Raw genomic sequence first — 25,961 nt, forward strand, 5'->3', positions numbered from 1 at the left:
TCGTTATGGAAAAGACCTATCTGCCGCGGCTTCAGGAGTTGAAGAAACTGGCCGCCAATCTGCCGCGCACGCGCTTCATGGCGCTGGCCCGCATCGATGCGCTGATCCGCATGAATATGGGCTGGGAAGCGCTGCAACTGGATCGGAACCTGCCGGAACATCCGTTCAAGATGGCCTATGATCTGGTCGACCGGGCCATCGGCGATTTGGAGGAAGCGGGCAAGATCGCGTTCTGCGACGGCGGCCTGACGTTGGACCACGATCCGCGCGAACAGGCGATGGAAGAAGAACACCACGACCTGTTCCAATCCTTATGGGTTCAATTCGACGCGGAGCAATATAAGGAGCGCATCAAACGCTATGACGACCGGCTGCGCTTCAACCACTTGGACAAGGGCTTCTTCGACGGCATGCGGGTCGTCGATATGGGCTGCGGCCACGGCAATTTCGACCATGCGATCCTGAATGCGGGCGCAAAGGAAGTGGTCGGCGTCGATTATGGCGAGGAGTCGATTTCCTATGCCCGGGAGGCGGCGGAACGCCTGAACGTGCCGGAAGGTAAGCTGCGCTTCATCCTGTCCACCGTCTATGACGTGCCGGAAGATAGCGGCAGTTTCGACGCCGCCGTTCAGAACGGCGTGTTCCACCACCTGGACGACGAAGACCGCGCCTATCGCGAAATGCACCGGCTGCTGAAGCCGGGCGGCGTCGCCTGGATTTATACGGAAGGCGAGGGCTCCATCGCCCGCGATCTGTTCCATGTCTCGGTCCAGATTCTGTCCGACGTCCCGGCCAAATTGGTGCAGTCGCATCTGGCCCATTTGGGCATGTCGATCAACAAGCGTTACCATCTGGGCGACGGGTTGAAAGCCGTCTACCGGGCCTGTTCCTGGGACAATATCACGGGCCGTCTGTCGGAAATCGGCTTCGGCGAATTCAAACGCCTGATCGGTGGGTTCGATACCGATTTGGACGTCACAGACGCAGACCCATACGCCCGCGAAAAATTCGGGGAGGCGGATATCCGCCTGTTGGCGACGAAGGTGCGGTGACGAAACTGTAATCTGACTGCGATCTTTTTCGTGTAGGATGCGGTTAAGGAATAACTCGACCCAATTCCTGGTGGGGAAGGCAATGCCGTCGAGTATGCACGATATCGATTTCGATGCCGCCTTGGAGCGTACGGAACTGCAAACCGGTTACCGCTATTGGTGCCGGTTGGACCGGTCAGCCGGTGTTCCGGCGCTGCATGATCTCGATCCGCTGGAGATCGTCAAAATTCTGCCGTTGGTGAATCTGGTCGATGTCGTGACGCCGCCGGGCGGCGGATATCGGTTCCGGCATCGGCTGGTCGGCACCGGTTTGGTCGACCGCTTCCGGGCGGAGCATACGGGGCAATGGTTCGACGACCTGTATACGCCGGAACATCTTGCCCGACAGCTTCCGTTCTATCGTTCGGCAATCGAGGATCGAACACCGACGGTGGGCGATGTCAGCCTGGACGTGGAGGGCAGATGGACACTGTCCTATCGGCGTTTGATCCTGCCGATGACGGAGGGGGACGGCGCGGTGACATGCCTGATGCTGATCTTTGCCTTTTTCACCGGCGAGGGTCGTTTGGTCTTAACCGACGATGGATTGCCGTTGCACCAGCCGGGGCGTGGCTCACGGCGCAGTATCGGCACGACCCCCTAAAGAAAAGCCCCCCGTTCCGGGCGGGTTTCTCCAAATAGTGCGGTTCTCGTCAGGACGATAGTTTCTTCAGGAAACCGTCGACCTCGTTCCGCAATTCGCCAACGGTGCTGGCCAGTTGCGCGGACGCGGATTCGACCTTTCCGGCGCCGTCGCGGTTGTCGCGAGCCTTGCGGCGGACATTGTCGATGACCCCGGCAACACCTGTCGTGGAGCTGTGCGCGTCGTCCACATTCGTGGAGATACGCTGCGTCGCTTGCGCCTGATCGTCGACCAGTCCGGCCATCTCTTCGGAACTGGCACTGAAGCGCTGGATCGTCGCGACGATATCGGCGATGGCGCTTCCCGCTTCCTGGATCGCTGTCTGGATGGAGGTGATCTGGTCGGCGATCTCGCCGGTGGCGTTGGCGGTCTGCGTCGCCAAGCCCTTGACCTCGTTCGCGACGACGGCGAAGCCCTTGCCGGCCTCTCCGGCGCGGGCGGCCTCGATCGTCGCGTTCAGGGCCAGTAGGTTGGTTTGTTCCGCGATGTCGTTGATCAGTTTCACGACCTCACCGACCCGGTCCGCGGCCTGTTGCAGTCCGACGACGCGGGCATTGACGCTTTCCGCTTCCTTTGCCGCGTCCTGTGCCTGCTTTGCAGAGGCACCGGACCGATGGCCGATATCCTGAATGGAACTGTAGAGTTGCGTCGTGGCGGAGGAGATTTCCGTGACCTTCTGCGCCGCGATTTCGGATGTCCGCGCGACCTCGTCGGCCAATGTCTGCAGATCGCCCGCATTGGCGACGATTACCTTTGTGGCGTCGTCTCCGGTGCGGCTGACCTTGTCCAGGTCCTGCAGGATGCGACCGACGGAATCCCGGAACTGTTGCGCCGTTGTTTGCAGAAGCGCCTTCTTTTCCTGTTCCGCCTTCGCGGCGGTTTCCGCCTGACGGGCCTCCATTTCCGCCTTTTCCTGGGCGTTGCCCCGGAAAACGTCCAGGGCCTTGGCCATGATACCGACCTCGTCGGATCGCGAAAGATAGGGAATTTCCGTACGGACATCGCCATGGGAGACTCGTTCCATGGCCCCGGCCAGATGGTGCAGGGGGCGGATCGACAGGCGCACCAGAAGTAAGGCAATCACGGCGCAGACGATCATGCTGATCGCTGCCGCGATGAGGATGCCCGTTACGATAATGTCCATGGTGGCGGTGATGTTCGATTGAAGCACACCGGCATAAAGGATGCCGATAACCTTGCCCGCATTGTCGAAAATCGGCTGATAGATCGTGTAGTAGTCTTTACCCAGGATCGTCGCTTCACCCGAATAGGTTTCGCCGCGCAGCATATAGGGATAGACGCGGCCCTTCTGGCCCAGTTGGGTGCCGACCGCGCGGTTGCCGTCGTCTTTGATGATATTCGTCGTCTTGCGCCAGAAGTCTTTCGAGTCCTCTTCCCAGGCGAAAACCGTCGCGGTTTCCCCGGTGACGCTGCCGATTTCGTCGATCATGTCGTGATTTTCGAAGACCGGAATTGCGGGCAGGGTCAATTTCGAGACCTTACCGTCTGCCGAAATCTGGAACTTCGTTTCCGGAACCGTTTTCCGCAAAAGGACGGCGGCCGTTCGCAAGCTCGCATTCTGCTGTTCGATGACCTGATTGGCCATTTCCCGTTCCAGAATAAAGATCGCGCTGCCACCGACGGCGGCGGCGGCGAGGAAAATCAAACAGAGGACCGTAAGCAGAAACTGGACGCGTAGCGAAAGGGCTTGCCGAAAGCGCATGGATCCATCCCATTTTATACGATCGCAAGTTCCCCATATTCTTGTTTAGACAAGGTTAGTTAACAAAAGCTTCCGTCGGGAAGCAAAAAGGGCCCCGAGGGGCCCTTTTCGTCAGTAATTCGCACAAATGGAATGTATTATCGTTCCATCCGGCGGTATTTGATGCGGTGCGGCTGGTCCGCTTCGACGCCCAGGCGGCGCTTGCGGTCGGCCTCGTAATCGGCGTAGTTGCCTTCGAACCAGACGACCTGACTGTCGCCTTCATAGGCCAGGATATGGGTCGCCAGACGGTCGAGGAACCAGCGATCGTGCGAGATGACCACGGCGCAGCCGGGGAAGGTGCCCAGGGCTTCTTCCAACGCGCGCAGGGTATCGACGTCCAAATCGTTGGTCGGTTCGTCAAGCAGCAGGACGTTGGCGCCGGTCTTCAGCATTTTGGCGAGGTGAACGCGGTTGCGCTCCCCACCCGACAGCTGACCGACCTTCTTCTGCTGGTCCGGGCCCTTGAAGTTGAACCCGCCGACATAGGCACGGCTCTGCACTTTGCGTTTGCCCAGTTCGATGATGTCCTGACCGTCGGACACTTCGTCCCAGACCGTCTTGTTCGGGTCCAGCTTGTCGCGCGACTGGTCGACATAGCCGAGCTTCACGGTCTCGCCGAGACGGATCGACCCGCTGTCCGGCGTGTCCTGACCGGTGATCATGCGGAACAGCGTCGTCTTACCGGCGCCGTTCGGGCCGATGATGCCGACAATGCCGCCCGGCGGCAGGCGGAAGCTGAGGCCATCCATCAGCAGCTTGCCGTCATAGGCCTTGGTCAGACCTTCGGCCTCGATCACGACACCGCCCAGACGCGGGCCCGGCGGAATGATGATCTGCGCCTCGGCGTTCGACTTTTCGGCTTCTTCGGCTTCGCGCACCAAATCGTCATAGGCCTGAATACGCGCCTTCGATTTCGTCTGACGGCCCCGTGCAGAGGCGTTGACCCATTCGCGTTCCGCTTCGATGCTGCGGATGCGGGCGCTTTGATCCCGGCTTTCCTGCGCCAAACGCTTCTGCTTCTGCTCCAGCCAGGAGGTGTAGTTTCCCTCGTAGGGAATACCGCGACCGCGGTCGAGTTCCAGAATCCAGCCGGTGACGTTGTCCAGGAAGTAGCGGTCGTGGGTGATCATTACGACGGTGCCTGGATAATCGGCCAGGAAGCGTTGAAGCCACGCGACGCTTTCGGCATCCAGGTGGTTGGTCGGTTCGTCGAGCAGCAGCATGTCCGGGCGGCTCAACAGCAGGCGGCAGAGCGCGACGCGGCGCTTCTCGCCGCCGGACAGATTGGCGACGTTCCAGTCGGCGGGCGGGCAGCGCAGGGCATCCATCGCGACCTCGACGCGGGAATCAAGGTCCCAGGCGTCGGCGACGTCGATCTTTTCCTGAAGTTCCGCCTGTTCGGCCATCAGGGTCATCATTTCGTCGTCATCGGTGACTTCGCCCAGTTTCATCGACACGTCGTTGAAACGGTCGACGATGGCCTTCAGGTCGCCCAGGCCTTCCATCGCGTTTTCGGCGACGGTCTTGCTGTCGTCCAACTGCGGTTCCTGCGCCAGGTAACCGATCTTGACGCCGTCGGCGGACCAGGCCTCGCCGGTAAACTCGGTGTCGATGCCGGCCATAATCTTCAGCAGCGTGGACTTACCCGCGCCGTTGACGCCCAGCACACCGATCTTCGCGCCGGGCAGGAATTGAAGGTTGATGTCCTTCAGGACTTCCTTGCCGCCCGGATAGGCCTTGCCCAGATTGTGCATGCCGAAAACGTACTGATAGGAGGCCATGTCGCCGCAACTCCTGCTTGTCGGAAAATCTCTTAGGGCCGGAAAATCCGGCCATGCGTGCGGGTTTTAGCGGAAGCGGGGCGTCAGGGCAATCGGTAGCCGACCAATGCTCTAAGAAGATGAAAAACAAATTTTCGCTGTACGGTATAGTCGTACTTCCATCAAACCGAGAGGAGGGGTAGGATATGGCTACCAATTTCAACCGTGGCGATATTAGCGTGCATGTCGCGTCAACCATTGAAGACCTGATCGCGTGCCAAAGAATCCGGTCGGCGTGCTTTATGAGCGGGGCAGAACCGGAACCCTATATGGAACAGTTCGACGGCAATGATTTTTCCTCCGCGACGCATCTGGTCGCGAGCCGGAAGGGCGTGCCCGTCGGCAGTATGCGTATCCGCATCTTGAATTGCGGGGAAGCGGCGGAAGCGACCTGGGAAAAGCTGTCCGTCCTTCCGGGGGAACGCGGGTCCCTTGCGGTGCTGAACGCGCTGGCATGGGGCGCCGTGCAATATTCGGCGTTGAAAGGGGTGACGACGGTTTGGGGGCTGGCCCGCGATCCGCGCGTCATGAAATTCTGGAAGCGAACGTTGAACGGCGTGGTGACCGACGATCCGCCGATCCGGTATGAGGATCGCGAATATGTCCATATCCGTGTCGATCTGCGTCCCTATGCCGAGACGGGGCCGCGTGTTCGGTTGGAGGAGATCGAACCCGATCTTTTCTCTCGTCGGATGCGCGCCATTGCGGCCCAAACAGAGCATAGGGCCGTTGCATGATCGATCCGGGTAAGCTGTTTCAGTCCATTTATCAGGCCTGCGACCCATCCGACGTAGAAATCGTTCTGCGTCGGATGGGCGTGACCCATATGTTCTGGCAGGCCTGGGGGCCGGAAATGTTGTACACATGGGATAGGGTCCCGCCGGGCTTCTTCTCCCTGTATTACGGTTTGGATTCCGACCGCCATTGCCCTCTGGCCAATGCGGCGCGGGCCGGTTGGATCTGTTTTACCTTCGATCAGGCGCGCGACGCGTTTTGCAAAAGCCAGGACGCCCGTGACGCGACCACGATCTGGACCAATTTCGGCATGCCGGACGGGGTGTGTACGGTCCATGGCTATGGCGATCGCCGGTGCGTTCTGGTCACGGCGGTGGAAAAGGGGCAGGGCGCAAAGCTGATCGCCGACTATCAGCCCTTGTTGGCGGCGGCGTCGGCGCGGCTCGATATGTTGCTGCGCGATAAGCTGGACACGCTCTATAAGGCGTCGCGGTTGCGCGGGCTTCTGTCCCCGACGGAGGTCGCGACGATCCGGGCGCAAATCGACTTCCCGCATTTCACGGCGCGTCAGCAGGCGGACTATCTGAAAGTGTCGCCCCGCACCTTGCAGAGCCGCCATGCCAATATTGCGCGGAAGCTTGGCGTGTCGACCTTCCCCGGCGCAATCGTCGTCGCCCTGCGTCAGAAGGAACTGCATGGCGGAACCGACCCGAATCCGCCGGAAGGCGGAGAAGGGGTGGGTTCCCTCGCCCCGTCGGCTTCGGCGCAGCAGCGAGATTCGGCGTAACGGCGGCTTGTTTCCCGATCCTGTTTCGGGCAAGCAGGGATGGCCTATCGTGGGGAATGCCGATGTCCTTTTCCGAAAACCCACTTGTCGCCGGTCGCAGTATCGGCGCGGCCCCGCCGCCGGAACCGACGGGAAGCCTGCTGTTTGCGGCGCTGTGGATGATGGGGGCGCTTTCGTCCTTTGCCCTGATGGCCGTGGCCGGGCGGGAGGTGTCGCACGAGATCGATACGTTCCAGTTGATGTTCTATCGCAGTTTGCTCGGCGTCATTATTATCGTCGCGATCGGGGCGGTACTGCCCGGTGGCTTGAGCCGTTTCAAGACGCAGCGATTGGGCATGCATTTCAGTCGGAACGTGCTGCATTTCGTCGGGCAGTTCTGCTGGTTTTATGCCATCGCGCTGATTACGTTGGCGGAAGTCTTCGCCCTGGAGTTCACCACGCCGATCTGGGTCGCGTTGCTGGCGCCGCTGTTCCTGTCGGAACGGATGACGGTGGGACGCGGGGTCGCCGTTGCGTTGGGCTTCGCCGGGGTCATTATCGTGTTGCGGCCCGGCATCACGGCACTGGAAGCCGGGCATATCGCCATGCTGTCCGGCGCCGTCGGGTTCGCCTTTTCCTTCATGCTGACCAAGAAATTGAGCCGCACCGACAGGCCGTTGACGATCCTGTTCTGGATGGCGCTGATGCAGGCGCCGATGGGACTGATCGGATCGCTGGGCGATGTGACGCTGCCGGGGCCGATGCTGGCCATATGGCTGATCCTGGTAACCGTCTGCGGATTGAGCGCGCATTTCTGCACGGCACAGGCCTTCCGCTGGGCGGATGCAACCGCGGTCGCCCCGATCGATTTCTTCCGTCTGCCGTTGATCGCTGTTGTCGGCATGGTGCTTTATGCCGAACCGCTGGACCCGTTTGTGTTTATCGGCGGCGCGGTGATCCTCACCGGTAACTGGTTCAATATCTGGTACGAACACCGCAAGCGACAGGCGTCGGAAGGTCGACTCCCGAAGGCCCGCGGCGATCTATGATCACCTTTGGTACCGGTCCGCCGGAATGAGATTGACGCATTGGACGCGTAACAGTGTTAAAACACCGGCGGACTTTCTCGCTATGGTCTCCAAACTACGGACTTGATTTCATTTTTCGCATCGCCGAAGTACTATGGCACGGAGGACGGTGCGATCATGCGTGAAAAAGACGAGCTTTCGGGTCAGGAAGGCCATGCCACGTCGCCCCCGCCGACAGGCGCGGGTGGGAATTCCGATGCCGTGGATAAGGGGCAGGCCCGCTTCAGTATCGGCCAATCGGTTCAACACCGGAAATTCGGTTTCCGGGGCGTGATCTTTGACGTCGATCCTGTCTTCGCGAATACCGAAGAATGGTACAATGCCATTCCGGCGGAAGTGCGCCCCCGCAAGGATCAGCCTTTCTATCATCTTTTCGCCGTCAATCCGGCGGATCAGTCCCCCTATGTCGCCTATGTCTCGGAACAGAACCTCGTTCCAATCGAGGACGGGGAAGACGTCGTGCATCCGCAGTTGGAAGAATATTTCGAAGGCCGCGACGGGGATTTCTGGGTCGTGCCGCGCGATCGCGTCAATTAACGCACCATCATGCTGACGAAGGCAAATCGGTACGAGGATGTGGCGGATGCCTTCGTCTGGGCCGTGCCGCAACGCTACAATATCGGTGTCGATGTCTCAGACCGGCAGAATCCGCAGGCGACGGCCATCATCTATCGTGATTCCGACGATACCGTCGCCGAATATACATTCGGCGACCTGTCGCGGTTGAGCAATCAATTGGCCAATGTTCTGACCGGGCGCGGATTGGCGCGGGAAGACCGTGTCGGCATCCTGCTGCCCCAGGCGCCGGAAACCGCCGTGTCGCATATCGCCGTCTATAAGGCGGGAATGATCGCGGTGCCGCTGTTTTCCCTGTTCGGCGAGGACGCGTTGGAATATCGCCTGTCGGCCTGCGGGGCGCGAGCGCTGATCACGGATGCGGTGGGACTGGCCAAGATTTCCACGATCCGGGATCGGCTGCCGGCGCTTCGTTATATCTTCTGCATTGACGGGCCGGGGCCGGGCGCCTTGGATTTTCGGGTGGAGATCGGCAAGGCGTCCGACACGTTCACACCGGTCGATACCGCCGCAGAGGATCCGGCGCTGATCATCTTCACCTCCGGCACGACCGGACAGCCGAAAGGCGCCTTGCACGCGCATCGCGTCTTGCTGGGCCACCTGCCGGGGGTCGAATTCCCACAGAACTTCTTCCCACAGCCGGGGGATCGGTTCTGGACGCCCGCGGATTGGGCCTGGATCGGCGGGTTGATCGACGTCCTGTTGCCCAGCCTGCATCATGGCAAACCGGTCCTAGCCTATCGCGCCCGGAAATTCGACCCGGAGGAGGCGTTCCATATCCTGGGCCGCTTCCATATCCGCAATGCCTTCATGCCGCCGACGGCGCTGAAACTGATGCGGCAGGTGGAAACGCCCCGAACGCGGTTCGATTACGCCATGCGATCGATCGGGTCCGGCGGCGAAACCCTGGGGGCGGAACTGCTGGATTGGGGGCGGGAAACCTTCGGTCTGACCATCAACGAATTCTACGGTCAGACGGAATGCAATCTGGTCGTCGGCAATTGCGCGGATTGCATGGAGGTGCGCCCCGGCCTGATGGGACGTGCCGTGCCCGGTCATCGGGTCGGCATCGTCGATGACGACGGTAACGAACTGGCGGACGGCACGGTCGGCAATATCGCGGTGAAACGTCCCGATCCGGTGATGTTCCTGCGCTATTGGAATAATCCGGAGGCGACGGCGGAGAAATTCGCGGGCGATTGGCTGCTGACCGGCGATACGGGGATGCGCGACGATCACGGCTATTTCCGCTATGTCGGCCGGGCGGATGACGTCATCACCACGGCGGGTTACCGCGTCGGTCCGGGCGAAATCGAAGATTGCCTGATGAAACATCCCGCCGTGGCCATGGCGGCAGTCGTCGGCGTTCCCGACCCGGTGCGGACACAGGTGGTGAAGGCCTTCATCGTGCCGCGCGACGGTGTGGAGACGACGGATGCGCTGGTACGCGAAATCCAGGACTTCGTGAAGGCGCGGCTGGCAGCCCATGAATATCCACGCCAAGTCGCCTTCGTGGACAGCCTGCCGATGACGACGACGGGCAAGATCATGCGCCGCCATCTGCGTGAAGTTTGACTGGCGCGCGTACGGTTTGGCGCGCTTAAGGTATCGACGGTCCGGCGGAAACCGCATAACGTGTTGGGATGATTTGGGGGATTCAAGATAATCGGCAACGTTGCCGCGCCGCGAAAGCGTTTGCGCGGACCGGGCTGCTATGCGCGTCTCTTGCGGTTGGGATGGCTGCTTCCGGCGCGTCTGCTCAAACCTTGGCGGACCTGCAACAGGTACCTGCCTTCGTGCTTCAGAAATACGAAAAGAAGGCGGAAGCGGGCGACCAGGGCGCGCAGTTCCGGCTGGGCCTTTTGTATGAACGCGGCCTGGTGGACGGCACGCCGAACGACATGGCGGCGGCGGATTGGTATGGTCGCGCGGCGGAAACCGGCTTTCCCCCGGCACAGTTCAAACGCGCCCGTTTCTATGCCGAAGGTCGTGGCGGGCCGCGCGATATGACGAAGGCGGCGGCCCTTTACGCCGCGGCGGCGGAACAGGGCCTGCCGGAAGCGCAGTATAATTATGCCATCCTGCTACAGGACGGCATCGGCGTGGACAAGAACCTGCCGGAGGCGATCCGTTGGTTCGAGCAGGCGGCTTTCCGGGGAGAGACGGCGGCGATGCGAGCATTGGCCCTGCTATACATGGCCGGACCATTGGGTACCCCGCATGACATGATTGAGGCCTGGGCGTGGCTGTCCCAGGCGGTCGACGCCGGGGAAGCCGACCTGAAAGCGGAACTGGATGCCGTGCAGGCGGTCTTAAGCGACGCCGATTTGGCAGAGGCGCAAAAGCTCCTTAAGGCCTATGGCGAATTGAGGCTTGCCCGGTAATGGGGAATGTTTGATATCCTCCCCGGATGCTTCGCCTGTCGTCGGAAAGACAAATCGTGTCGTTCGGGCGTGAGCCGGAAATCCGCCGCAGACTAGGTTTGACGGCGGTTCGTAACAGTTGCCGGCATGCACGGCGTTAAGGTCGCATCCGGTCTTTCAAGGGATAGAGGAAATGGCTGACGAAGAAGATCTCGATCTCCGGTCTCTGGACGATCAGGAACTTGTCGAACAGATGTGGGACGACCTGTATGACGGTCTCGCGGACGAGGTTGTCGAAGGCACCAACATCCTGTTGGAACGCGGCTGGGCCCCATACCGGGTTCTGACCGAAGCGCTCGTCGAAGGCATGCGCATCGTCGGTGTCGACTTCCGCGACGGCATCCTCTTCGTGCCGGAAGTGCTCATGGCGGCGAACTCCATGAAGCAGGGCATGAACATCCTGCGCCCGCTGCTGGCCGAAACCGGCGCCCCGCCGCAAGGCAAGATGGTCATCGGCACCGTGAAGGGCGACATTCACGATATCGGCAAGAACCTCGTTTCCATGATGATGGAAGGCGCGGGTTTCGAAGTCATCGATATCGGCATCAACAACCCGGTTGAAGCCTATCTGGAAGCTTTGGAAGAGCACAAACCGGACATTCTGGGCATGTCGGCTTTGCTGACCACGACCATGCCCTATATGAAGGTCGTGATCGATACGCTGAAGGAACAGGGCATTCGCGACGACTATGTCGTGCTTGTCGGCGGCGCGCCGCTGAACGAGGAATTCGCCCGTGAAGTCGGGGCCGACGCCTATTGCCGTGACGCCGCCGTGGCGGTGGAAATGGCAAAGGAATATATGGTCCGCAAAAACAACCAGTAGGCCGGGTACGCTCGGCCCAAGGGCAGACGCCATGGCCGACACATTTCCCGATACGGGGCCGGCGCCCGACGCGGCGCCGGAATTCCCTGCCGCCCCAACCGGTGACAATGCCGATGGGGCGGGCAAGGTTCTTGTCATCGCCTGCGGGGCGCTGGCCCGGGAGATTCTGGACCTGAGCCGATTGAACGGATGGGACAACCTGTCCGTCGCCTGCCTGCCCGCGAAACTGCACAACACGCCCCAACAGATACCCGATCTGCTGCGCGACAAGATCCGCGCGAAGCGTGACGGGTTCGACCGTATCTTCGTCGCCTATGCCGACTGTGGAACGGGCGGTTTGATCGACCGTGTCGTCGAACAGGAAGGGGCGGTTCGGATCGGCGGGCCGCACTGTTATTCCTTCTTCACAGGCGGGGCAGCCTTCGAAGCCCTGGCGGAAGAGGAGATCGGCAGTTTCTATTTGACGGATTATCTGGCGCGGCATTTCGAAACGCTGATCCTGGACGGGATGGGCTTGCGGAAATATCCGCAGATGCGCGACATGCTGTTCGGGAATTATAAACGGCTGGTTTATCTGGCGCAGACCGACGATGCCGACCTGGATCGAAAGGCCGAAGCGGCGGCGGAAGCCCTGGGCCTGCGATACGAACGGCGGTGGACCGGATACGGCGAACTGGCCGATTTCCTGCAGGAAGCGGCGGAACAACAACAAGCGTGATGGGGTAAAGAAATGGCGCAATTGATCGTGGTCTATTGGCGGGACATTCCGGCACAGGTAATCGCCAAGAAGGGCCGCCGCGACCAGGTGAAGGTCGTGCTGGACGAACGGTTCGAAAAGGCGATCGACCGGGCCGCCATGCGCGGCGGGGCGCGTTCCACGGATGACTATCTGGCGGAATGGCGCAAGGCCGATCCGATTGAAGTTTCGGACGATCTGGAAGGCGAGGCCCGCGCCGTCGCCGACCGTTTGGAAGCCGAGTATGACGACGAGCGCCTGAAAGCCCTGGTGGCGGCGGGCGGGACCGAGGCCGCTTAACGCGCGGCCTTTTTGCGCTTGGCCTCCCGATAGACCGCCTCGGACAAGACTGCGAGACAATAGACCAGCAGGATCAGACCGGCGGACATTGGGCTGATCTCGGTCGCATGCCGAAGGGTGGCCAAGCCCCCCACGCCAATCAAGACCGCGATTGTCAGCCGCAAGTCGGCCACAAACATCTTGAACAGTTCTTTCAGGACGTCGCCGATAATGGTCATGCCGCATTCCCTTCCGGAGTGATTCTGGCGAGCCGGGCCAGCAGGATACCCACAGCCAAGAAAACGACAGCCAGAACCGGCAGGCATAGATCGGCACCGGGCCATTCGATCCCCAACCCTTCGCCGGTCCAAAAGACCCCGAAGGCGGACAGCATGACACCCACGCCGAATTTCAATGTATTTTCCGGCACCCGTGCCAAGGGTTTGTGAACGGCCATGCCGACGCAGAGGACGAGAAGGCAGGCGGCCAGCGCGCCGAAGGACGCTTCCCACAGCAACCCCTTGCCGGCCCCGACGGCGACGACGATGAAGGCGACTTCCAAGCCTTCCAACAACACCGCCTTGAAGGCCGCGATCCCGGCAATCCAGGCCAATGTTCGCGCAGGGCCGCTTTGCCCTGCAAGGTCCGCAGTTTCCGCCGCGAAGGCTTCCAATTCGTCATGCAGGGGCAGGACATCGGCGGATCGCAGCACCGCCTTGCGCAGCCACCCCATGCCGAATAGCAGCAACAGGACCCCGACAACGAGTTGAAGGGCCTGAATCGGCACGAAGCGCAAGGCGGGACCGAGAATCAGAACGACCAGCCCAAGGACCGCCAAAGCCGAGGCGGTACCGGCAACGGCCGGTTTCCAACCGCGTGTCGTGCCGACGGCCAATACGATGGTGAAAGCTTCGACCACTTCGACGATCGACGCCAGAAAGGCCGCCGCGACAGCGGGAAACAGAACCGTCCAGAAATCCGCAGGCATTGGGAGCCTCGCTTATTTTGTTGCGAATGCTACATTGGTGTCGTGATCATGCCAATTGTGTGTAGCAGATGCAACATGTATGTTGCGGACATGAACGATATGTCCTTTTCAGCGCGGACTTCCGACCTTGGGGTCAGCCTTACCCCGGCGGATCGACGTGTGATCGCCTATCTGACGGATAACCGGGAACGCGCCCTATACTCCTCCGCTGCCGACATTGCCCAAGCGGTGCGCGCCAGCGACGCGACGGTGATCCGGACCGTCCGGAAGCTCGGCTATTCCGGCTTGGACGCGCTGCGCCAAGCGCTGGCCGACGACCTGCGCCGCGATCTGACGCTGTCGGACCGGATGGCGAATGAGTTGAGGCAGAGCGAGGACGGGACCGCACTGACCGGTGCGGCGGCGACCCTTAGGGTCGGTCTGGACGCCATCGAAGCAATCGATGGCCGGACCGTGGACGAGCTGATCCGGATCCTTGTGGACGCGCGATGCATTCATGTCTTCGGCATCGGACCGTCCGGGTTCGTTGCGGGGTATTTCGCGGCACAACTCGCGCGGCTGGGATTTGAGGCAAGGGCGCTGACGCAAACCGGTCTGCAATGCGCGGATGATTTGATCCGGATGAAGCCGGGGGATGCGGTCGCCGCGCTGGCCTATGACCGACCCTATCCGGAGGTCACAGCACTGTTTGACCGCGCGGTACAACAGAATCTGTCGTCTATCCTGATCACGTCGACGGGTCCTCGATTGCCGGATCGCCGGGCGAGTGTGACACTGCGCGTGCCGCGCGGGCGGGCGGAAGGGTTCGGGTTGCATGCCGGAACGATGGCGCTGCTGGAAGGGATGTTGATCGCCTGCGCCGGTGCGAAGCCAGACAAAAGCCGGGATGCTCTGGACACGTTGAATGCGATCCGCCGCGATCTTTCCGGGGACGGGATGGGGCTTTAAGCCGCATATCGGCAGATGAGACGGTATTCAACTTGCCCGCGATACCGATTCACCCCATCGTTTCGGTATGAAACGCTCTGTTCGAACCGGTCTTGCGGGAATCGCACTTGCCGGGCTGGCGACGATCACTCTCGCCGGTACGCCGTCCTTGCGCGCGGAAGGCGAAGGGGTGTTCTCCTCGCCGGTCGATCCCAAGGCGTGCGGCGAGCGTCTCAACACCATGATATCCGGCGATTTCGCGCCGTTCTGGAGCTTCGTCGACCGGCACGGCTATTCCGGTGTGACGGATTATGTTTCGTCCGTCCCGGAACTGCCGGGGGAAAGCAGCGAGGATTGGGGAAAGCGATCCCTGCAATGCGTGCTGGAGGTCGAACGGTCGAACAAGCGCAGCGATACGGTCGAGACGCGTCTGGCGCTGGGTTATCTTCTGTGGTTCGGGACGGCCAATCGCGGGTGCGAATGCGGGGATGCGGAAGACGGCGGACCGGATGCGCGGGAACGTGGCTATACCATGATGCGCTCCGCGGCGGACGACGGCTATGACCCGGCGATCGAGGCCCTGATTCAGGTCTATATGGAAATGGCCACGACGGAAGACCGTCTGCATGCCTATGCGGGACGGTTGGGTAAGGAACCGGAGGACATCCCCGATTGGTGGCCGAAGTCGGACAGATTGCTCCTGGCTCTGGACCGCATGGCGAAAACCGGACATGCCAGCGCCTATCTGGCAATATCGGCAATCTATTCGGAACGCGCCCTGTTGGTCGGCGCCACGGGGCACGACCACCTTGGGAATCCCGCAAAATCACCCGATCCGCGCCTGATTGAAGCGTCCAAGGCCTATCGCAAGGTCTGGGAAGAAAAACGCGCGGAGTCCGAAGTTCGGAACTGACCGCGCATTCTCTTCGAGGCCGGGGCGCTTACTTCGCCTCAGCTTTCGCCATTTCGATATATAATTCGCGCAGCTTGCTGGCGATCGGGCCGGGAACGCCGTTGCCCAGAATACGGTTGTCGATTTTCACGACAGGCATGACGAAGGCGGAGGCGGAGGTGATGAAGGCCTCCGCCGCGTCATAGGCTTCGTCCGGCGTGAAGGAGCGTTCTTCGACCTTCAGACCTTCCTGTTCGGCGATCTTCAGCACCGCGCGGCGGGTGATGCCGTGCAGGATGTCGTTCGACAGCTTGCGCGTCACGATGGTGCCGTCCTGGGTGATGATGAAGGCGTTGTTGGAGCTGCCTTCGGTGACATAGCCGTCTTCGACCAGCCAGGCATCGTCGGCACCGGCGGCTTTCGCTTCCATTTTCGCCAAGCTGGGGGCCAGCAGTTGGACCGTTTTGATATCGCGGCGGTGCCAGCGGATATCCTGAACCGTGATGACGGACATGCCGGTCTTCGCGGCGGGAACGTCGACAATCTTCCGGGCCTGGGTGAACATGACCAGGGACGGTTTCGCATCCTTCGGGAAAACGAAGTCGCGGTCGGCGGCGCCGCGCGTGATCTGCCAATAAACCGCGCCTTCCTCGACGTCGTTGCGGCGAATGACCTCCCGCTGGATATCGACCAATTCTTCCTTGGTACAGGGCCAGCCCATATTCAATTCGTTGAGGGAGCGTTCCAGCCGCGCCAGATGCGCGTCGTTATCGACCAGCTTGCCGTCCAGGATGGAAGAAACCTCATAAACGCCGTCGCCCATCAGGAAGCCGCGGTCGAAGACGGAAATCTTCGCTTCTTCTTCCGGGACATACTCGCCGTTGACGTAAACGATACGGGACATGGAACGCTCCATAGATGTGATCACAATTTGGGAAGCCGATCTGCCTTAGCACCTAGCGGCCCGCGCCGCAATTGGTTGCAACGCACAATTACCGGATCGGACGTTCCAGGAGTGTTTCCAGCGGGATAAAACCGCGCTTTTGGTAGGCCCGGCCTGCGCGGTCGTTCCCGACGAGATGGGACACGATCATCACCGACAGACCGAGGGCGCGGAAATGGTCTTCGGCGGCGGCGAAGAAACGGTCGACCAGATCACCGCCCCGGTAGGACGCATCGACCCACAAGTCCGCGATCCGTCCCGCCCGTTGATGGGCGGGGGACAGATAGGCCTCTTCCTCCACCTCCACATAGCAGACGAGGAATCCGACCAAGGCGTCACCGTCTTCGGCGACAAGATAGAGCCCCTGATTGTCCGTCGCCGTCTTGCGCAGATGGGCGACGTGTTCCGCCGCCATCCCCGCGCCGGGCGGGCGGCTGACCGGGTGGACGGCGCGTTCGACATCCTGAAGCGCGGCCATCATGCGATGCAGGTCGATTCGGTCCCGGTCTTCCGCCGGCCGCAGTCGGATCGTCATGGCGTCGCGCTTTTATTCCGCCGCTTTCGGTGCCGGTTCGGCGGGACTGCCGGACGGATTGCGGTAGCGCGCCAGCAAATCCGATTCCTGCTTCTTCGCCAGGGCGACATGCCGTTCCTTCACATGACCGAAGCCGCGGATTTTCTCCGGCAGGGCGGCAAGTTCGATGGCGGTGTCGTAATTCGCGCTGGTCAGGGTGTTCAGGATTTCCTCGATCATCGCTTCGTAATCGGCGATCAACTGGCGTTCCATTTTTCGCTCGTCGGTGCGCCCGAAAATATCGAAGGCGGTCCCGCGCAGGAAGCGCAGTTTGGCCAGCAGGCCGAAGGCCGACATCATCCAGGGGCCATATTCCTTTTTCTTCAACTCGCCGGTATCCGGGTCGCGATCCGCGAACAGGGGCGGGGCCAGATGGAAATGCAGCTTGTAGTCGCCTTCGAACCTGTCGCGGACGGACCGCAGGAAATCGCCGTTCGTATACAGGCGGGCGACCTCGTATTCGTCCTTGATCGCCAGCAGTTTGAAGTAGTAGCGGGCGACCGCCTTGGCCAGATGGCCGTCTGATCGGGCGATCCGCGCTTCGGCGGTGACGACGCGGTCCACCAAATCCTTGTAGCGACGGGCATAGGCCGTGTTCTGATAGTCCTTCAACACGGCGATGCGTTTGGCGACTATGTCTTCCAGCTTGGTCGCGAAATGCGGGGCTTCGGTCTTTTCCGCCGCCTTGCCGATCAGCTTGATCACCGCGGCGCTGTCATGGGCCATGCGGCGGCCCCACAGGAAGGCGCGTTTGTTGGCCTCCACGGCCACGCCGTTCAGCGCGATCGCTTCCTCGATCGCATCGCCGGAAACCGGCAGCAGGCCCATCTGATAGGCAACGCCCATCATGAAGGGGTTGGTCGAGATCGTATCGCCCATCAGCGCTTCCGCGACCTGGGTGCCGGGAACGAAATTGGCCGCGTCCGGACCGACCTGATCGCGGATGATGCGTTCCATTTCTTCCGCCGGAAACTGCCAGTCGGGATTGCGCGTGAAGGCGCCGGTGACGGATTGATGCGTGTTCACCACGGCCTTGGTGACGCCGCGTTCAGCCTTTGCCAATGTATCGACGCCGGACGCGACGACCATGTCGCAGCCCAGGATCAAATCGGCCCCGCCCGCCGCGATGCGCACGGCCTTGATGTCTTCCGGCGTCTTGGCGATGCGGATATGGCTGACGACCGGGCCGCCCTTCTGTGCCAAGCCGGCCATGTCCAGGACGGAACAGCCCTTGCCTTCGATATGCGCGGCCATGCCCAGCAAGGCGCCAATGGTCACGACCCCGGTGCCGCCGATGCCGGTCAGCACGATATCCCAGGTCCGCCCCTCGATCGACGGAATGATCGGTTCGGGCAGGGTTTCGAATACATCCGCCACGCCTGCGAGTTTTGCAGAGCCGGTTTCCGCGCCCTTGCCCTTGCGCGGCTTGCCGCCATGCACGGTGACGAAAGACGGGCAAAAACCGTCGACGCAGGAATAGTCCTTGTTGCAACTGGACTGATCGATTTCGCGCTTGCGGCCGAATTCCGTTTCCTTCGGCACGACCGACATACAGTTCGATTTCACCGAACAGTCGCCGCACCCTTCACAGACCGCATCATTGATGAAGGCGCGCTTCGCCGGGTCCGGGAACAGGCCCCGCTTGCGGCGACGCCGTTTTTCCGCAGCGCAGGTCTGGTCGTAGATAATGACCGTACAGCCTTCGGTTTCGCGGAATTCCTTTTGGATGTGATCCAACTCGCTGCGGTGATGGACCGTCGTGCCGGGCGGGAAGTAGCCATGACGTTGCGGGTATTTCTCCGGCTCATCGGACACGATGGCCAGGCGTTTTATGCCTTCGGCATAGACCTGCGCCGCCATGGTGGGCACGTCGATCGGCCCGTCATGCGGCTGGCCGCCGGTCATGGCGACGGCGTCGTTGAACAGAATCTTGTAGGTGATGTTGGCGCTCGACGACACGGCCCCGCGCAGGGCAAGCAAGCCGGAATGGAAGTAGGTGCCGTCGCCCAGATTGACGAAAACGTGCTTTTCCGACGTGAACGGCGCCTGCCCGACCCAGGTCATGCCCTCGCCGCCCATCTGGCTGAAGCTTTGCGTATTCCGGTCCATCCACAGCGCCATGTAGTGGCAGCCGATCCCGGCCAGCGCGCGGCTGCCCTCGGGGACCTTGGTCGATGTGTTGTGCGGACAGCCGGAACAGAAATACGGCAGGCGCTTCGTGCCTTCCTTGCCGGTATTCAGCGATTGTTCCTTCGCGGCCAGGAAGCCCAGCCGGTTTTTGAAATGCTCGTTCGAATCCACCGTCGCGCTGCCGCCGGGCAGCGCTTTCAGGCGGTCGACCAGAACCTGCGCGATCCGTGCCGGGGTCAGTTCGCCATAGGACGGCAGTTGCAGCGTACCCTTGTCGTCGAATTTACCGACGACGCGTGGGCGAACGTCTTCGCGCCAGTTGTAGAGCTGTTCCTTCAACTGGTTTTCGATCAGGGCGCGCTTTTCCTCGACGACCAGGATTTCCTCCAGGCCTTCGGCGAAATGGCGGATGCCTTCGCGTTCCAGGGGCCAGGGCATGCCGACCTTGTAGACGACGATGCCCAGCTTTTCCGCGAAGGATTCGTCGATATGCAGGTCTTCCAGCGCCTGCATGACGTCCAGGTAGCTCTTGCCCGTCGTAACGATGCCCAGCCGTCGGTTCTTCCCGCCCAGGACTTCGTAATTCAGCTTGTTGGCCCGGGCATAGGCGAGCGCGGCATAGAGGCGGTATTTGTGATGCAGTTCCTCTTCGGCCAGCGGCTCGTGGATTTTGGCGCGAATGTTCAGCCCGCCGGGCGGCATTTCGAAATCCGTCGGGATAAGGCTGTTCACCCGATGCGGATCGACATAGACGGAGGCGGAGGTATCCACGGTATCGGCCAGCGTTTTGAACGCGACCCAAGCCCCCGAATAGCGCGACATGGCCCAGCCATGCATGCCGAGGTCCAGAAATTCCTGCACATTCGCCGGGTTCAGAACCGGCATCATCGCATCGACGAAGGCGTATTCCGTCTGATGCGCGGTGGTGGAGGACTTGCTGGTGTGATCGTCGCCCGCGAGGACGAGGACACCGCCGTTCTTGGACGTGCCCGCCATATTGGCGTGGCGGAAGACGTCGCCGCTGCGGTCGACGCCGGGACCCTTGCCGTACCAGATGGAAAATACGCCGTCGACATCCGCGCCGGGATAGAGGCCGACCTGCTGCGTCCCCCAAACGGCGGTTGCGGCGAGATCTTCGTTCACGCCGGGCTGGAAGTGGATGTTGCTCTTTTCCAGAAACTTTCGGGCGCGCCAGAGCTGCTGATCGAAACCGCCCAGCGGCGACCCGCGATAACCGGAAATGAAACAGCCCGTGTTCAGGCCCGCCGCACGATCCCGCGCCCGCTGCATCAGCGGCAGACGGACAAGCGCCTGCGTGCCGGTCAGGAAGACGCGGCCTTGTTCCAGCGTGTATTTGTCGTCCAGGGAAACGTGTGCCAGTTCGGCCATGGTGTTTACTCTCCCAAGTTCAGCCCGGCTTGTTTCTTATATAAGGAGTATGGTGCCGGTCCGGGTGCGTCTCAAGAGCCGTGGCTCCGTCGGGCACTCTGTTGATCCATGGATAATAGGTTAGCATTGCTGACCTATTATTTCAATCGGCTTGCTTTCCCTTGCGGGCTGCGGTCGAATCGCGCCCGCATACCGCAACGCGCCAATTCGGCGGAAATTGGGACAATCCGGGACCTGGGATGAAACTTTCCGATCGCGATATTCTGAAACGGATCGAGGATGGCTCGATCGGCATCGACCCGCCGGAAAAGGTGCGGTTCGGACCCGTTTCCATCGACCTGACGCTCGACAGCCGGTTCCTGTATTTCCGGCACGAACAACTGTCCGTCATAGACGTTGAAAAGGGGCTCGCGGGACAGGATCCGATGGCGCAATACGATGTGCCGGACGGGCAGGCCTTCATTCTGCAGCCGAAGGCCTTTGCCCTCGGCGCGACGAAAGAACGGGTGAAAATTCCCGACGATCTGGTGGGCTGGCTCGATGGGCGGTCCAGTTTGGCGCGAATCGGGCTGATGGTGCATGCGACGGCGCATACGTTGGAACCGGGATGGAACGGCGTCATTACCCTGGAATTTTTCAATGCGGGCAATATCGCGCTGGCCCTGCGACCGGGGATGCGCGTCTGCGCGGTCAGCTTCGAGCCGCTGACCTCTCCGGCGCTGAACCCCTATGACCGCAAGGAAGGGGCTAAGTATGTGAACCAATCCGGCCCCGTCGCCAGCCGCGTCGGCAAAGACAGCTAGCCCCTTCTCGACAAGGTCCGTCAGTTAGGGGATGCATCCTGCGGCGCAAGCCGGTATATCAGCGGCAATTCAGCCATCCGTTTCAAAGAGCCTGGATCTATCGATGACCGTCCTTGTCACCGGCGCCGCCGGCTTTATCGGAATGTCCGTCGCGCACGCGCTGTTGGCCAAGGGCGAAACCGTCCTGGGCATCGACAATATGAACAGCTATTACGAACCGGCGCTGAAGGATGCCCGGTTGGCGACGCTGGACGGCAAACCCGGCTTCACGTTCCGCAAACTCGATATCGCCGACAGCGCGGCCATCATGGAATTGAAGGATGCCGGGATCGACCGGATTGTTCATCTCGCCGCCCAGGCGGGCGTCCGCTATTCGCTGATCAATCCGCATGCCTATGTTCAGTCCAATCTGATGGGGCATCTGAACATCATGGAGCTGGCGCGGAATTTGGACGGGCTGAAGCATATGGTTTATGCGTCGTCCTCCTCCGTTTACGGCGGGAATACGAAGGTGCCGTTTTCCGTCGATGACAGAACGGACACGCCGGTATCGCTCTATGCCGCCACCAAACGGTCGGACGAGTTGATGAGCCATTCCTACAGCCATCTCTACGGCATCTCGATGACGGGGCTGCGGTTTTTCACCGTTTACGGTCCTTGGGGGCGGCCCGACATGGCGGCCTGGATCTTCACGGAAAAAATCCTCAAGGGCGAAACCATCCCGGTCTTCAATAACGGGGACATGAAGCGGGACTTTACCTATATCGACGATATCGTCGCCGGAATTTGCGCCGTGCTGGAAGGCCCGCCGAGCGCGGAAGCCGGGAAGGCGCCGCACCGCGTCTATAATATCGGCAACAACCGATCCGAACCGTTGATGCGGATGGTGGAGGTTCTTCAGGCGGCGATCGGCGTCGAGGCGAAGATCGATTTCCAGCCGATGCAGCCGGGCGACGTCAAGGAGACATACGCCGATATCGACGCGATCGCGCGTGACTTCGGGTACCGGCCGACGACGCCGATCGATGTCGGCATTCCCAAATTCGTATCCTGGTATCGGACGTATCGCGGTTTATAGGTCGGCATAATCGTCGCGTCCTCGCACGGCCTGATATTTTAGGTATGCGACCCTGGGACCGACGCCGACGGCGTGTCTTCGAAATGCATCCCTTGCGGGAAAATTGTTGGCGCCAGACCGTACATTCTACTGCCGGTACTGTTCCTATTTACACAGCTTTCGGGTACGCTCGCCGCCTTGCAGGATTTGGGGTGGGGAGCGACTTTAAGTAGATGAATAGTCGTGGGGAGGACATTCGGGGGGACACGACCGACGGGGGGAAATCGACCCCCGTAAGGGACGAGTCCGCCGCTGCGGCGCATCCCGTCGACATCCTGACCCGCGACAGCCTGAACGTCCTTTCCCTCGCCATCGGTCCGATCTGGGTTTTCGACCTGGACCAACATCGCGTCTGGTGGGCGAATGCGGCCGCGGTTCGGTTTTGGGGGGCGGACAGTGAGGCGGAACTTCTGGCCCGTGCCTATGAGCGCGACAGCGGCACAACCCGCCGCCGCCTGCGTCAGATATTCGAAAGCACGCCGCCGGGTCGAGCAGTTCAGGACAATTGGACACTTTATCCGGATGGGCGCCCGACATCGGTCGCGATCTCCCTGACGCCGATCCGAATTCGGCCGGAAGGCGCGCCGGCGCTGTTGATCCAACTGGTCTCCCAATTCGACGATCAGGATACCGGCATCGACCGCCGCATGGTGGAAGCCTCGCGCTATACCGCCTTGATGATCAGCATTTTCGACATGGACGGGGCTTTGCTGTCCATGAATCCGGCGGCACAGGACACGTTCGATCGATCCGAACCGCTGATCGCGCGATTCGTCGATCAGGAGGAAGGGCGACAGATGCTCGACGCCTGTCGGGAGGGACGTGAGTCGAAGGGCGAATATCACGCAATGACCTGTGCCGGACAGTGTTGGCATCGGATCGATATGAAGATCGGCTACGATCCGGTTTCCGGCGGGCGCTGCATTATCGCGGTCGAAGAGGACATATCCGCGCTGAAGGACGCGCTGACGCGTCTCGAAACCTTGAACCGCACGCTGGAAGAAAAGGTTGAGGAACGCACGCTGGAACTCGACTTCGCCCGCCGTCGCGCCGAAGAAGCAAATAATGCGAAATCCGAATTCCTGGCGAGTATGAGCCACGATCTGCGGACCCCCTTGAATGCCATCCTGGGTTTTTCCGAGATATTGGCGTCGCCGGAAACGCAGGGAATGGCCCGCGACCGATATCAGGAATACGGCCAGGATATCCATAAGGCCGCCGCCGCGCTGCTGCTTCTGGTCGACGATTTGCTGGACCTGTCGCGGATTGAGGCGGGCCGCACGACCATGGATATGGAAGAGGCGGATGTCGCCATGATCATGCGGGATTGCGTCACGATGATCGGCCCGACGGTGGCAGGGAAGGGTCTCACGCTGGCGGTGGACCTGCCGGTCGGTCTGAAGGCCCGTACCGACGTGCGCGCGGTGGCCCAGATTGGGGCGAACCTTCTGTCCAATGCGGCGAAATTCACGCCGGTGGACGGGCGCATCGACGTGACGGCCCGTCGGGACGACGCGGACAACTGCATCGTCGTGACGATCGCGGATAGTGGTATCGGTATTCCCAAGGAAGACCTGCGTCGGGTCTTCGAGCCCTATCGCCGGGGGCGTACCGATATCGCCCGCACTATTCAGGGAACGGGGCTCGGTCTTGCCATTTGTCGGCGGTTGGCGGACTTGTTGAATGCCCGGTTGGATATCGAATCGGAACCTGGGACCGGCACGACGGTGACCCTTCGGCTGCCGATCGAGGGGACGGAATCCTCCTTCGAAGGGGACTGACTTCCAAGGAGGATTCCGGCAACCGATCGTGAGCGGCGGTCAGATAAGGACGCCGGTTTTCCCGTCGAAATCGCTGGCTTCATGGCGTTCGGGAACTTGTTCACCGTCTTCGCCCCAGCTGCGGTTCACGGCGCGACCGCGGATGACCGCAGGGCGGATGCCGATTTCCTTCGCCCAGCGTTGGACGTTTTCGTAAGATTTCGTATCCAAGAAAGTTCCGGCGTCGTTGTAGATCGCACCGAGCGCCAGGAGGCCGTACCACGGCCAGATCGCAATATCGGCGATCGTGTAATCGTCGCCGGCTATGTATCGGCTTTCGGCGAGGCGGCGGTCCAGAACGTCGAGCTGCCGTTTGGCTTCCATGGCAAAGCGGTTGATCGGATACTCCCACTTTTCCGGTGCATAGGCATAGAAATGGCCGAAGCCGCCGCCCAGATAGGGGGCGCTGCCCATCTGCCAGAACAGCCAATTCAGGGTTTCCGTGCGTCCGGCATGGTCCTCCGGCAGGAAGGCGCCGAATTTCTCAGCGAGATACAGAAGGATCGATCCGGACTCGAAAACCCGCACCGGTTTATCGCCGCTGCGATCCATCAGCGCCGGGATCTTGGAATTCGGGTTGATGTCGACAAAGCCGCTGCCGAATTGGTCGCCGTCGCCGATGTTGATCTTATAGGCGTCGTATTCCGCGCCCTTGTGTCCGGCCTCCAGCAGTTCCTCCAGCATGATGGTGACTTTCACGCCGTTGGGGGTGGCGAGGGAATGCAGCTGCAGCGGGTTCTTGCCCACCGGCAGAGCTTTTTCATGAGTCGGTCCGGCGATCGGCCGGTTCGTGGAAGCGAACTTGCCCCCGTTCTCCTTGTCCCAAACCCAGACTTTGGGCGGCGTGTAAGTATCGGTCATCCCCGGTCCTTTCTATCCCCTGTGGTGCGCCCGTTGCGGCGCCGCTGTCAATGTTACCCCGGACAAGATGGGGCGCGATTGCCGTTCGGCAAGTTATTGGAATGAACGTTCCAGTAACTTTATCGTTAGGACCGATCCGCGATTGCAAGGCGGGCGGCGAATCCTGCGAAGGCGGCAGCGAACCCCCGCTGCATCCAGCGTGTAACCGTTTCCGATTGCAGGACATGGTGCCGAACCGCGTTCGCCAGCAAACCGTAGACGAGGAAAACGACGAGCGTCAGGCCCATGAACAACCCACTGAGGACGAGCGTATAGGGTAGGGGGGAGGCGATGCCCGCGGGAATAAATTGCGGCAGGAAGGCGAGGAAGAAGATCGACAGTTTTGGGTTCAAAATATTGATCAGGCTGCCCCGGACCGCGATTCGCGTCAGGCTGGACGCCTGTTTCGTGGACCCGTCCAGTTCCATCGTCCCGCCGCTGCGCAGCATGCCCCAGGCCAAGTACAGTAGATAGGCGATGCCCAGAAGTTTGAGAACCTGAAAGGCAAGCGCGCTGGCGTGCAGCAGGGCCGCCAGCCCCAGAATACTGGCCGCCAGGTGCGGCACGATCCCCAGGGTACAGCCGGTCGCCGCCGCGATGCTGGCCCGCGCACCGCGAAAGACGCCGGTCGACACGGTGTAGATGACCCCCGTTCCCGGCGCGAGAACAACTAGGGTCGCCGTTATCAGATATTCCGGGCTGATCGCATCGATCGGCGTCATGATATTTGATC

25 protein-coding genes are annotated in these 25,961 nt (G+C 61.1%); 16 read left to right on the forward strand and 9 right to left on the reverse strand.

What is annotated here, in order from left to right; translation table 11 throughout:
• Window positions 1–5: 5 nt before the first annotated feature.
• Together HH303_RS15365 and HH303_RS15370 are read left to right on the forward strand one after the other, a co-directional pair.
• Window positions 6–1,052 (forward strand): class I SAM-dependent methyltransferase, encoded by a 1,047-nt coding sequence (locus HH303_RS15365; protein ID WP_169626250.1) that lies wholly within the window; start codon window positions 6–8, stop codon window positions 1,050–1,052.
• Between the two features lie 82 nt (window positions 1,053–1,134).
• Window positions 1,135–1,695 carry a PAS domain-containing protein gene (locus tag HH303_RS15370; protein ID WP_169626251.1) on the forward strand — a complete coding sequence of 187 codons (561 nt, stop codon included), beginning with the start codon at window positions 1,135–1,137 and terminating at the stop codon, window positions 1,693–1,695.
• Window positions 1,696–1,744: 49 nt separating this feature from the next.
• Here HH303_RS15370 and HH303_RS15375 read toward each other — a convergent pair whose 3' ends face one another.
• Together HH303_RS15375 and ettA are read right to left on the reverse strand one after the other, a co-directional pair.
• Window positions 1,745–3,457: a methyl-accepting chemotaxis protein gene (locus HH303_RS15375; protein WP_169626252.1), complete on the reverse strand. Its 1,713-nt coding sequence runs from the start codon at window positions 3,455–3,457 to the stop codon at window positions 1,745–1,747.
• Between the two features lie 137 nt (window positions 3,458–3,594).
• Window positions 3,595–5,280: an energy-dependent translational throttle protein EttA gene (ettA, locus tag HH303_RS15380; RefSeq protein WP_169626253.1), complete on the reverse strand. Its 1,686-nt coding sequence runs from the start codon at window positions 5,278–5,280 to the stop codon at window positions 3,595–3,597.
• Window positions 5,281–5,561: 281 nt separating this feature from the next.
• Between ettA and HH303_RS15385 the strand changes: the two genes are divergently transcribed.
• From HH303_RS15385 to HH303_RS15425, 9 genes are all read left to right on the forward strand, one after another.
• Window positions 5,562–6,056, forward strand: coding sequence for a GNAT family N-acetyltransferase (locus HH303_RS15385; RefSeq protein ID WP_169626254.1), 495 nt, complete (start codon window positions 5,562–5,564; stop codon window positions 6,054–6,056).
• The gene (locus HH303_RS15390) at window positions 6,053–6,841 is read left to right on the forward strand and encodes a helix-turn-helix domain-containing protein (RefSeq protein WP_169626255.1); all 789 of its coding nucleotides are present in this window, start codon (window positions 6,053–6,055) and stop codon (window positions 6,839–6,841) included. Before HH303_RS15385 ends, HH303_RS15390 begins: the two co-directional genes overlap by 4 nt.
• Before the next feature lie 62 nt (window positions 6,842–6,903).
• Window positions 6,904–7,869 (forward strand): DMT family transporter, encoded by a 966-nt coding sequence (locus HH303_RS15395; protein WP_169626256.1) that lies wholly within the window; start codon window positions 6,904–6,906, stop codon window positions 7,867–7,869.
• A gap of 156 nt (window positions 7,870–8,025) precedes the next feature.
• Window positions 8,026–8,445 (forward strand): heat shock protein HspQ, encoded by a 420-nt coding sequence (gene hspQ, locus HH303_RS15400; RefSeq protein WP_169626257.1) that lies wholly within the window; start codon window positions 8,026–8,028, stop codon window positions 8,443–8,445.
• Between the two features lie 9 nt (window positions 8,446–8,454).
• The gene (locus HH303_RS15405; RefSeq protein ID WP_169626258.1) at window positions 8,455–10,059 is read left to right on the forward strand and encodes an acyl-CoA synthetase; all 1,605 of its coding nucleotides are present in this window, start codon (window positions 8,455–8,457) and stop codon (window positions 10,057–10,059) included.
• Between the two features lie 161 nt (window positions 10,060–10,220).
• Window positions 10,221–10,868 (forward strand): tetratricopeptide repeat protein, encoded by a 648-nt coding sequence (locus HH303_RS15410; protein WP_169626259.1) that lies wholly within the window; start codon window positions 10,221–10,223, stop codon window positions 10,866–10,868.
• A 172-nt stretch (window positions 10,869–11,040) separates the two neighbouring features.
• Window positions 11,041–11,730, forward strand: coding sequence for a corrinoid protein (locus tag HH303_RS15415; protein WP_169626260.1), 690 nt, complete (start codon window positions 11,041–11,043; stop codon window positions 11,728–11,730).
• A gap of 31 nt (window positions 11,731–11,761) precedes the next feature.
• Window positions 11,762–12,448, forward strand: coding sequence for a DUF1638 domain-containing protein (locus HH303_RS15420; RefSeq protein ID WP_169626261.1), 687 nt, complete (start codon window positions 11,762–11,764; stop codon window positions 12,446–12,448).
• Window positions 12,449–12,460: 12 nt separating this feature from the next.
• Window positions 12,461–12,766: a virulence factor gene (locus tag HH303_RS15425; protein WP_169626262.1), complete on the forward strand. Its 306-nt coding sequence runs from the start codon at window positions 12,461–12,463 to the stop codon at window positions 12,764–12,766.
• Here the strand turns inward: HH303_RS15425 and HH303_RS15430 are convergent.
• A complete protein-coding gene (locus HH303_RS15430) occupies window positions 12,763–12,984 on the reverse strand; it encodes a hypothetical protein (protein ID WP_169626263.1) in 222 nt (73 codons plus the stop codon). The genes HH303_RS15425 and HH303_RS15430 overlap by 4 nt on opposite strands.
• Window positions 12,981–13,733, reverse strand: coding sequence for a COG4280 domain-containing protein (locus tag HH303_RS15435; protein ID WP_169626264.1), 753 nt, complete (start codon window positions 13,731–13,733; stop codon window positions 12,981–12,983). Before HH303_RS15435 ends, HH303_RS15430 begins: the two co-directional genes overlap by 4 nt.
• 99 nt (window positions 13,734–13,832) lie before the next feature.
• Between HH303_RS15435 and HH303_RS15440 the strand changes: the two genes are divergently transcribed.
• On the forward strand, window positions 13,833–14,681 hold the full coding sequence (locus tag HH303_RS15440) for a MurR/RpiR family transcriptional regulator (RefSeq protein WP_169626265.1): 849 nt from the start codon (window positions 13,833–13,835) through the stop codon (window positions 14,679–14,681).
• A 67-nt stretch (window positions 14,682–14,748) separates the two neighbouring features.
• The gene (locus HH303_RS15445; RefSeq protein WP_169626266.1) at window positions 14,749–15,573 is read left to right on the forward strand and encodes a hypothetical protein; all 825 of its coding nucleotides are present in this window, start codon (window positions 14,749–14,751) and stop codon (window positions 15,571–15,573) included.
• Between the two features lie 28 nt (window positions 15,574–15,601).
• Here HH303_RS15445 and HH303_RS15450 read toward each other — a convergent pair whose 3' ends face one another.
• From HH303_RS15450 to HH303_RS15460, 3 genes are all read right to left on the reverse strand, one after another.
• Window positions 15,602–16,456, reverse strand: coding sequence for a D-amino-acid transaminase (locus HH303_RS15450; RefSeq protein WP_169626267.1), 855 nt, complete (start codon window positions 16,454–16,456; stop codon window positions 15,602–15,604).
• Window positions 16,457–16,544: 88 nt separating this feature from the next.
• Entirely contained in the window at window positions 16,545–17,030 is a 486-nt protein-coding gene (locus HH303_RS15455; RefSeq protein WP_169626268.1) for a GNAT family N-acetyltransferase, read from the reverse strand.
• A 12-nt stretch (window positions 17,031–17,042) separates the two neighbouring features.
• The gene (locus tag HH303_RS15460) at window positions 17,043–20,588 is read right to left on the reverse strand and encodes an indolepyruvate ferredoxin oxidoreductase family protein (protein WP_169626269.1); all 3,546 of its coding nucleotides are present in this window, start codon (window positions 20,586–20,588) and stop codon (window positions 17,043–17,045) included.
• Window positions 20,589–20,827: 239 nt separating this feature from the next.
• On the opposite strand from HH303_RS15460, the gene dcd reads away from it, so the two are divergent.
• The 3 genes from dcd (at window position 20,828) to HH303_RS15475 (ending at window position 24,289) form a co-directional block, all read left to right on the forward strand.
• A complete protein-coding gene (gene dcd, locus HH303_RS15465) occupies window positions 20,828–21,391 on the forward strand; it encodes a dCTP deaminase (RefSeq protein ID WP_169626270.1) in 564 nt (187 codons plus the stop codon).
• Between the two features lie 103 nt (window positions 21,392–21,494).
• Complete coding sequence (locus HH303_RS15470) at window positions 21,495–22,469, forward strand: NAD-dependent epimerase/dehydratase family protein (protein WP_169626271.1); 975 nt, start codon at window positions 21,495–21,497, stop codon at window positions 22,467–22,469.
• Window positions 22,470–22,681: 212 nt separating this feature from the next.
• Window positions 22,682–24,289 (forward strand): sensor histidine kinase, encoded by a 1,608-nt coding sequence (locus tag HH303_RS15475; protein WP_169626272.1) that lies wholly within the window; start codon window positions 22,682–22,684, stop codon window positions 24,287–24,289.
• Window positions 24,290–24,328: 39 nt separating this feature from the next.
• On the opposite strand, the gene yghU is transcribed toward HH303_RS15475, so the two are convergent.
• Complete coding sequence (yghU, locus tag HH303_RS15480) at window positions 24,329–25,189, reverse strand: glutathione-dependent disulfide-bond oxidoreductase (RefSeq protein ID WP_169626273.1); 861 nt, start codon at window positions 25,187–25,189, stop codon at window positions 24,329–24,331.
• Window positions 25,190–25,314: 125 nt separating this feature from the next.
• Window positions 25,315–25,950, reverse strand: coding sequence for a LysE family translocator (locus HH303_RS15485; protein ID WP_169626274.1), 636 nt, complete (start codon window positions 25,948–25,950; stop codon window positions 25,315–25,317).
• Window positions 25,951–25,961 lie beyond the last annotated feature (11 nt).

It is taken from the genome of Pacificispira spongiicola, from assembly GCF_012926505.1.
In the GTDB taxonomy this organism is placed as follows: Bacteria; Pseudomonadota; Alphaproteobacteria; order UBA8366; family Aestuariispiraceae; genus Pacificispira; species Pacificispira spongiicola.

Excerpts from the sequence above, each read along its gene's own strand:
- HH303_RS15485 (WP_169626274.1), bottom strand. The coding sequence starts at position 25,950 with ATGACGCCGATCGATGCGATCAGCCCGGAATATCTGATAACGGCGACC.
- HH303_RS15370 (WP_169626251.1), top strand. The coding sequence starts at position 1,135 with ATGCCGTCGAGTATGCACGATATCGATTTCGATGCCGCCTTGGAGCGT.
- HH303_RS15460 (WP_169626269.1), bottom strand. The coding sequence starts at position 20,588 with ATGGCCGAACTGGCACACGTTTCCCTGGACGACAAATACACGCTGGAA.
- HH303_RS15395 (WP_169626256.1), top strand. The coding sequence starts at position 6,904 with ATGTCCTTTTCCGAAAACCCACTTGTCGCCGGTCGCAGTATCGGCGCG.
- hspQ (WP_169626257.1), top strand. The coding sequence starts at position 8,026 with ATGCGTGAAAAAGACGAGCTTTCGGGTCAGGAAGGCCATGCCACGTCG.
- HH303_RS15435 (WP_169626264.1), bottom strand. The coding sequence starts at position 13,733 with ATGCCTGCGGATTTCTGGACGGTTCTGTTTCCCGCTGTCGCGGCGGCC.
- HH303_RS15475 (WP_169626272.1), top strand. The coding sequence starts at position 22,682 with ATGAATAGTCGTGGGGAGGACATTCGGGGGGACACGACCGACGGGGGG.
- HH303_RS15455 (WP_169626268.1), bottom strand. The coding sequence starts at position 17,030 with ATGACGATCCGACTGCGGCCGGCGGAAGACCGGGACCGAATCGACCTG.
- HH303_RS15410 (WP_169626259.1), top strand. The coding sequence starts at position 10,221 with ATGGCTGCTTCCGGCGCGTCTGCTCAAACCTTGGCGGACCTGCAACAG.
- HH303_RS15430 (WP_169626263.1), bottom strand. The coding sequence starts at position 12,984 with ATGACCATTATCGGCGACGTCCTGAAAGAACTGTTCAAGATGTTTGTG.
- HH303_RS15425 (WP_169626262.1), top strand. The coding sequence starts at position 12,461 with ATGGCGCAATTGATCGTGGTCTATTGGCGGGACATTCCGGCACAGGTA.
- HH303_RS15420 (WP_169626261.1), top strand. The coding sequence starts at position 11,762 with ATGGCCGACACATTTCCCGATACGGGGCCGGCGCCCGACGCGGCGCCG.
- HH303_RS15445 (WP_169626266.1), top strand. The coding sequence starts at position 14,749 with ATGAAACGCTCTGTTCGAACCGGTCTTGCGGGAATCGCACTTGCCGGG.
- HH303_RS15365 (WP_169626250.1), top strand. The coding sequence starts at position 6 with ATGGAAAAGACCTATCTGCCGCGGCTTCAGGAGTTGAAGAAACTGGCC.
- HH303_RS15450 (WP_169626267.1), bottom strand. The coding sequence starts at position 16,456 with ATGTCCCGTATCGTTTACGTCAACGGCGAGTATGTCCCGGAAGAAGAA.
- HH303_RS15375 (WP_169626252.1), bottom strand. The coding sequence starts at position 3,457 with ATGCGCTTTCGGCAAGCCCTTTCGCTACGCGTCCAGTTTCTGCTTACG.
- yghU (WP_169626273.1), bottom strand. The coding sequence starts at position 25,189 with ATGACCGATACTTACACGCCGCCCAAAGTCTGGGTTTGGGACAAGGAG.
- HH303_RS15405 (WP_169626258.1), top strand. The coding sequence starts at position 8,455 with ATGCTGACGAAGGCAAATCGGTACGAGGATGTGGCGGATGCCTTCGTC.
- ettA (WP_169626253.1), bottom strand. The coding sequence starts at position 5,280 with ATGGCCTCCTATCAGTACGTTTTCGGCATGCACAATCTGGGCAAGGCC.
- HH303_RS15390 (WP_169626255.1), top strand. The coding sequence starts at position 6,053 with ATGATCGATCCGGGTAAGCTGTTTCAGTCCATTTATCAGGCCTGCGAC.
- HH303_RS15440 (WP_169626265.1), top strand. The coding sequence starts at position 13,833 with ATGTCCTTTTCAGCGCGGACTTCCGACCTTGGGGTCAGCCTTACCCCG.
- HH303_RS15415 (WP_169626260.1), top strand. The coding sequence starts at position 11,041 with ATGGCTGACGAAGAAGATCTCGATCTCCGGTCTCTGGACGATCAGGAA.
- HH303_RS15470 (WP_169626271.1), top strand. The coding sequence starts at position 21,495 with ATGACCGTCCTTGTCACCGGCGCCGCCGGCTTTATCGGAATGTCCGTC.
- HH303_RS15385 (WP_169626254.1), top strand. The coding sequence starts at position 5,562 with ATGAGCGGGGCAGAACCGGAACCCTATATGGAACAGTTCGACGGCAAT.
- dcd (WP_169626270.1), top strand. The coding sequence starts at position 20,828 with ATGAAACTTTCCGATCGCGATATTCTGAAACGGATCGAGGATGGCTCG.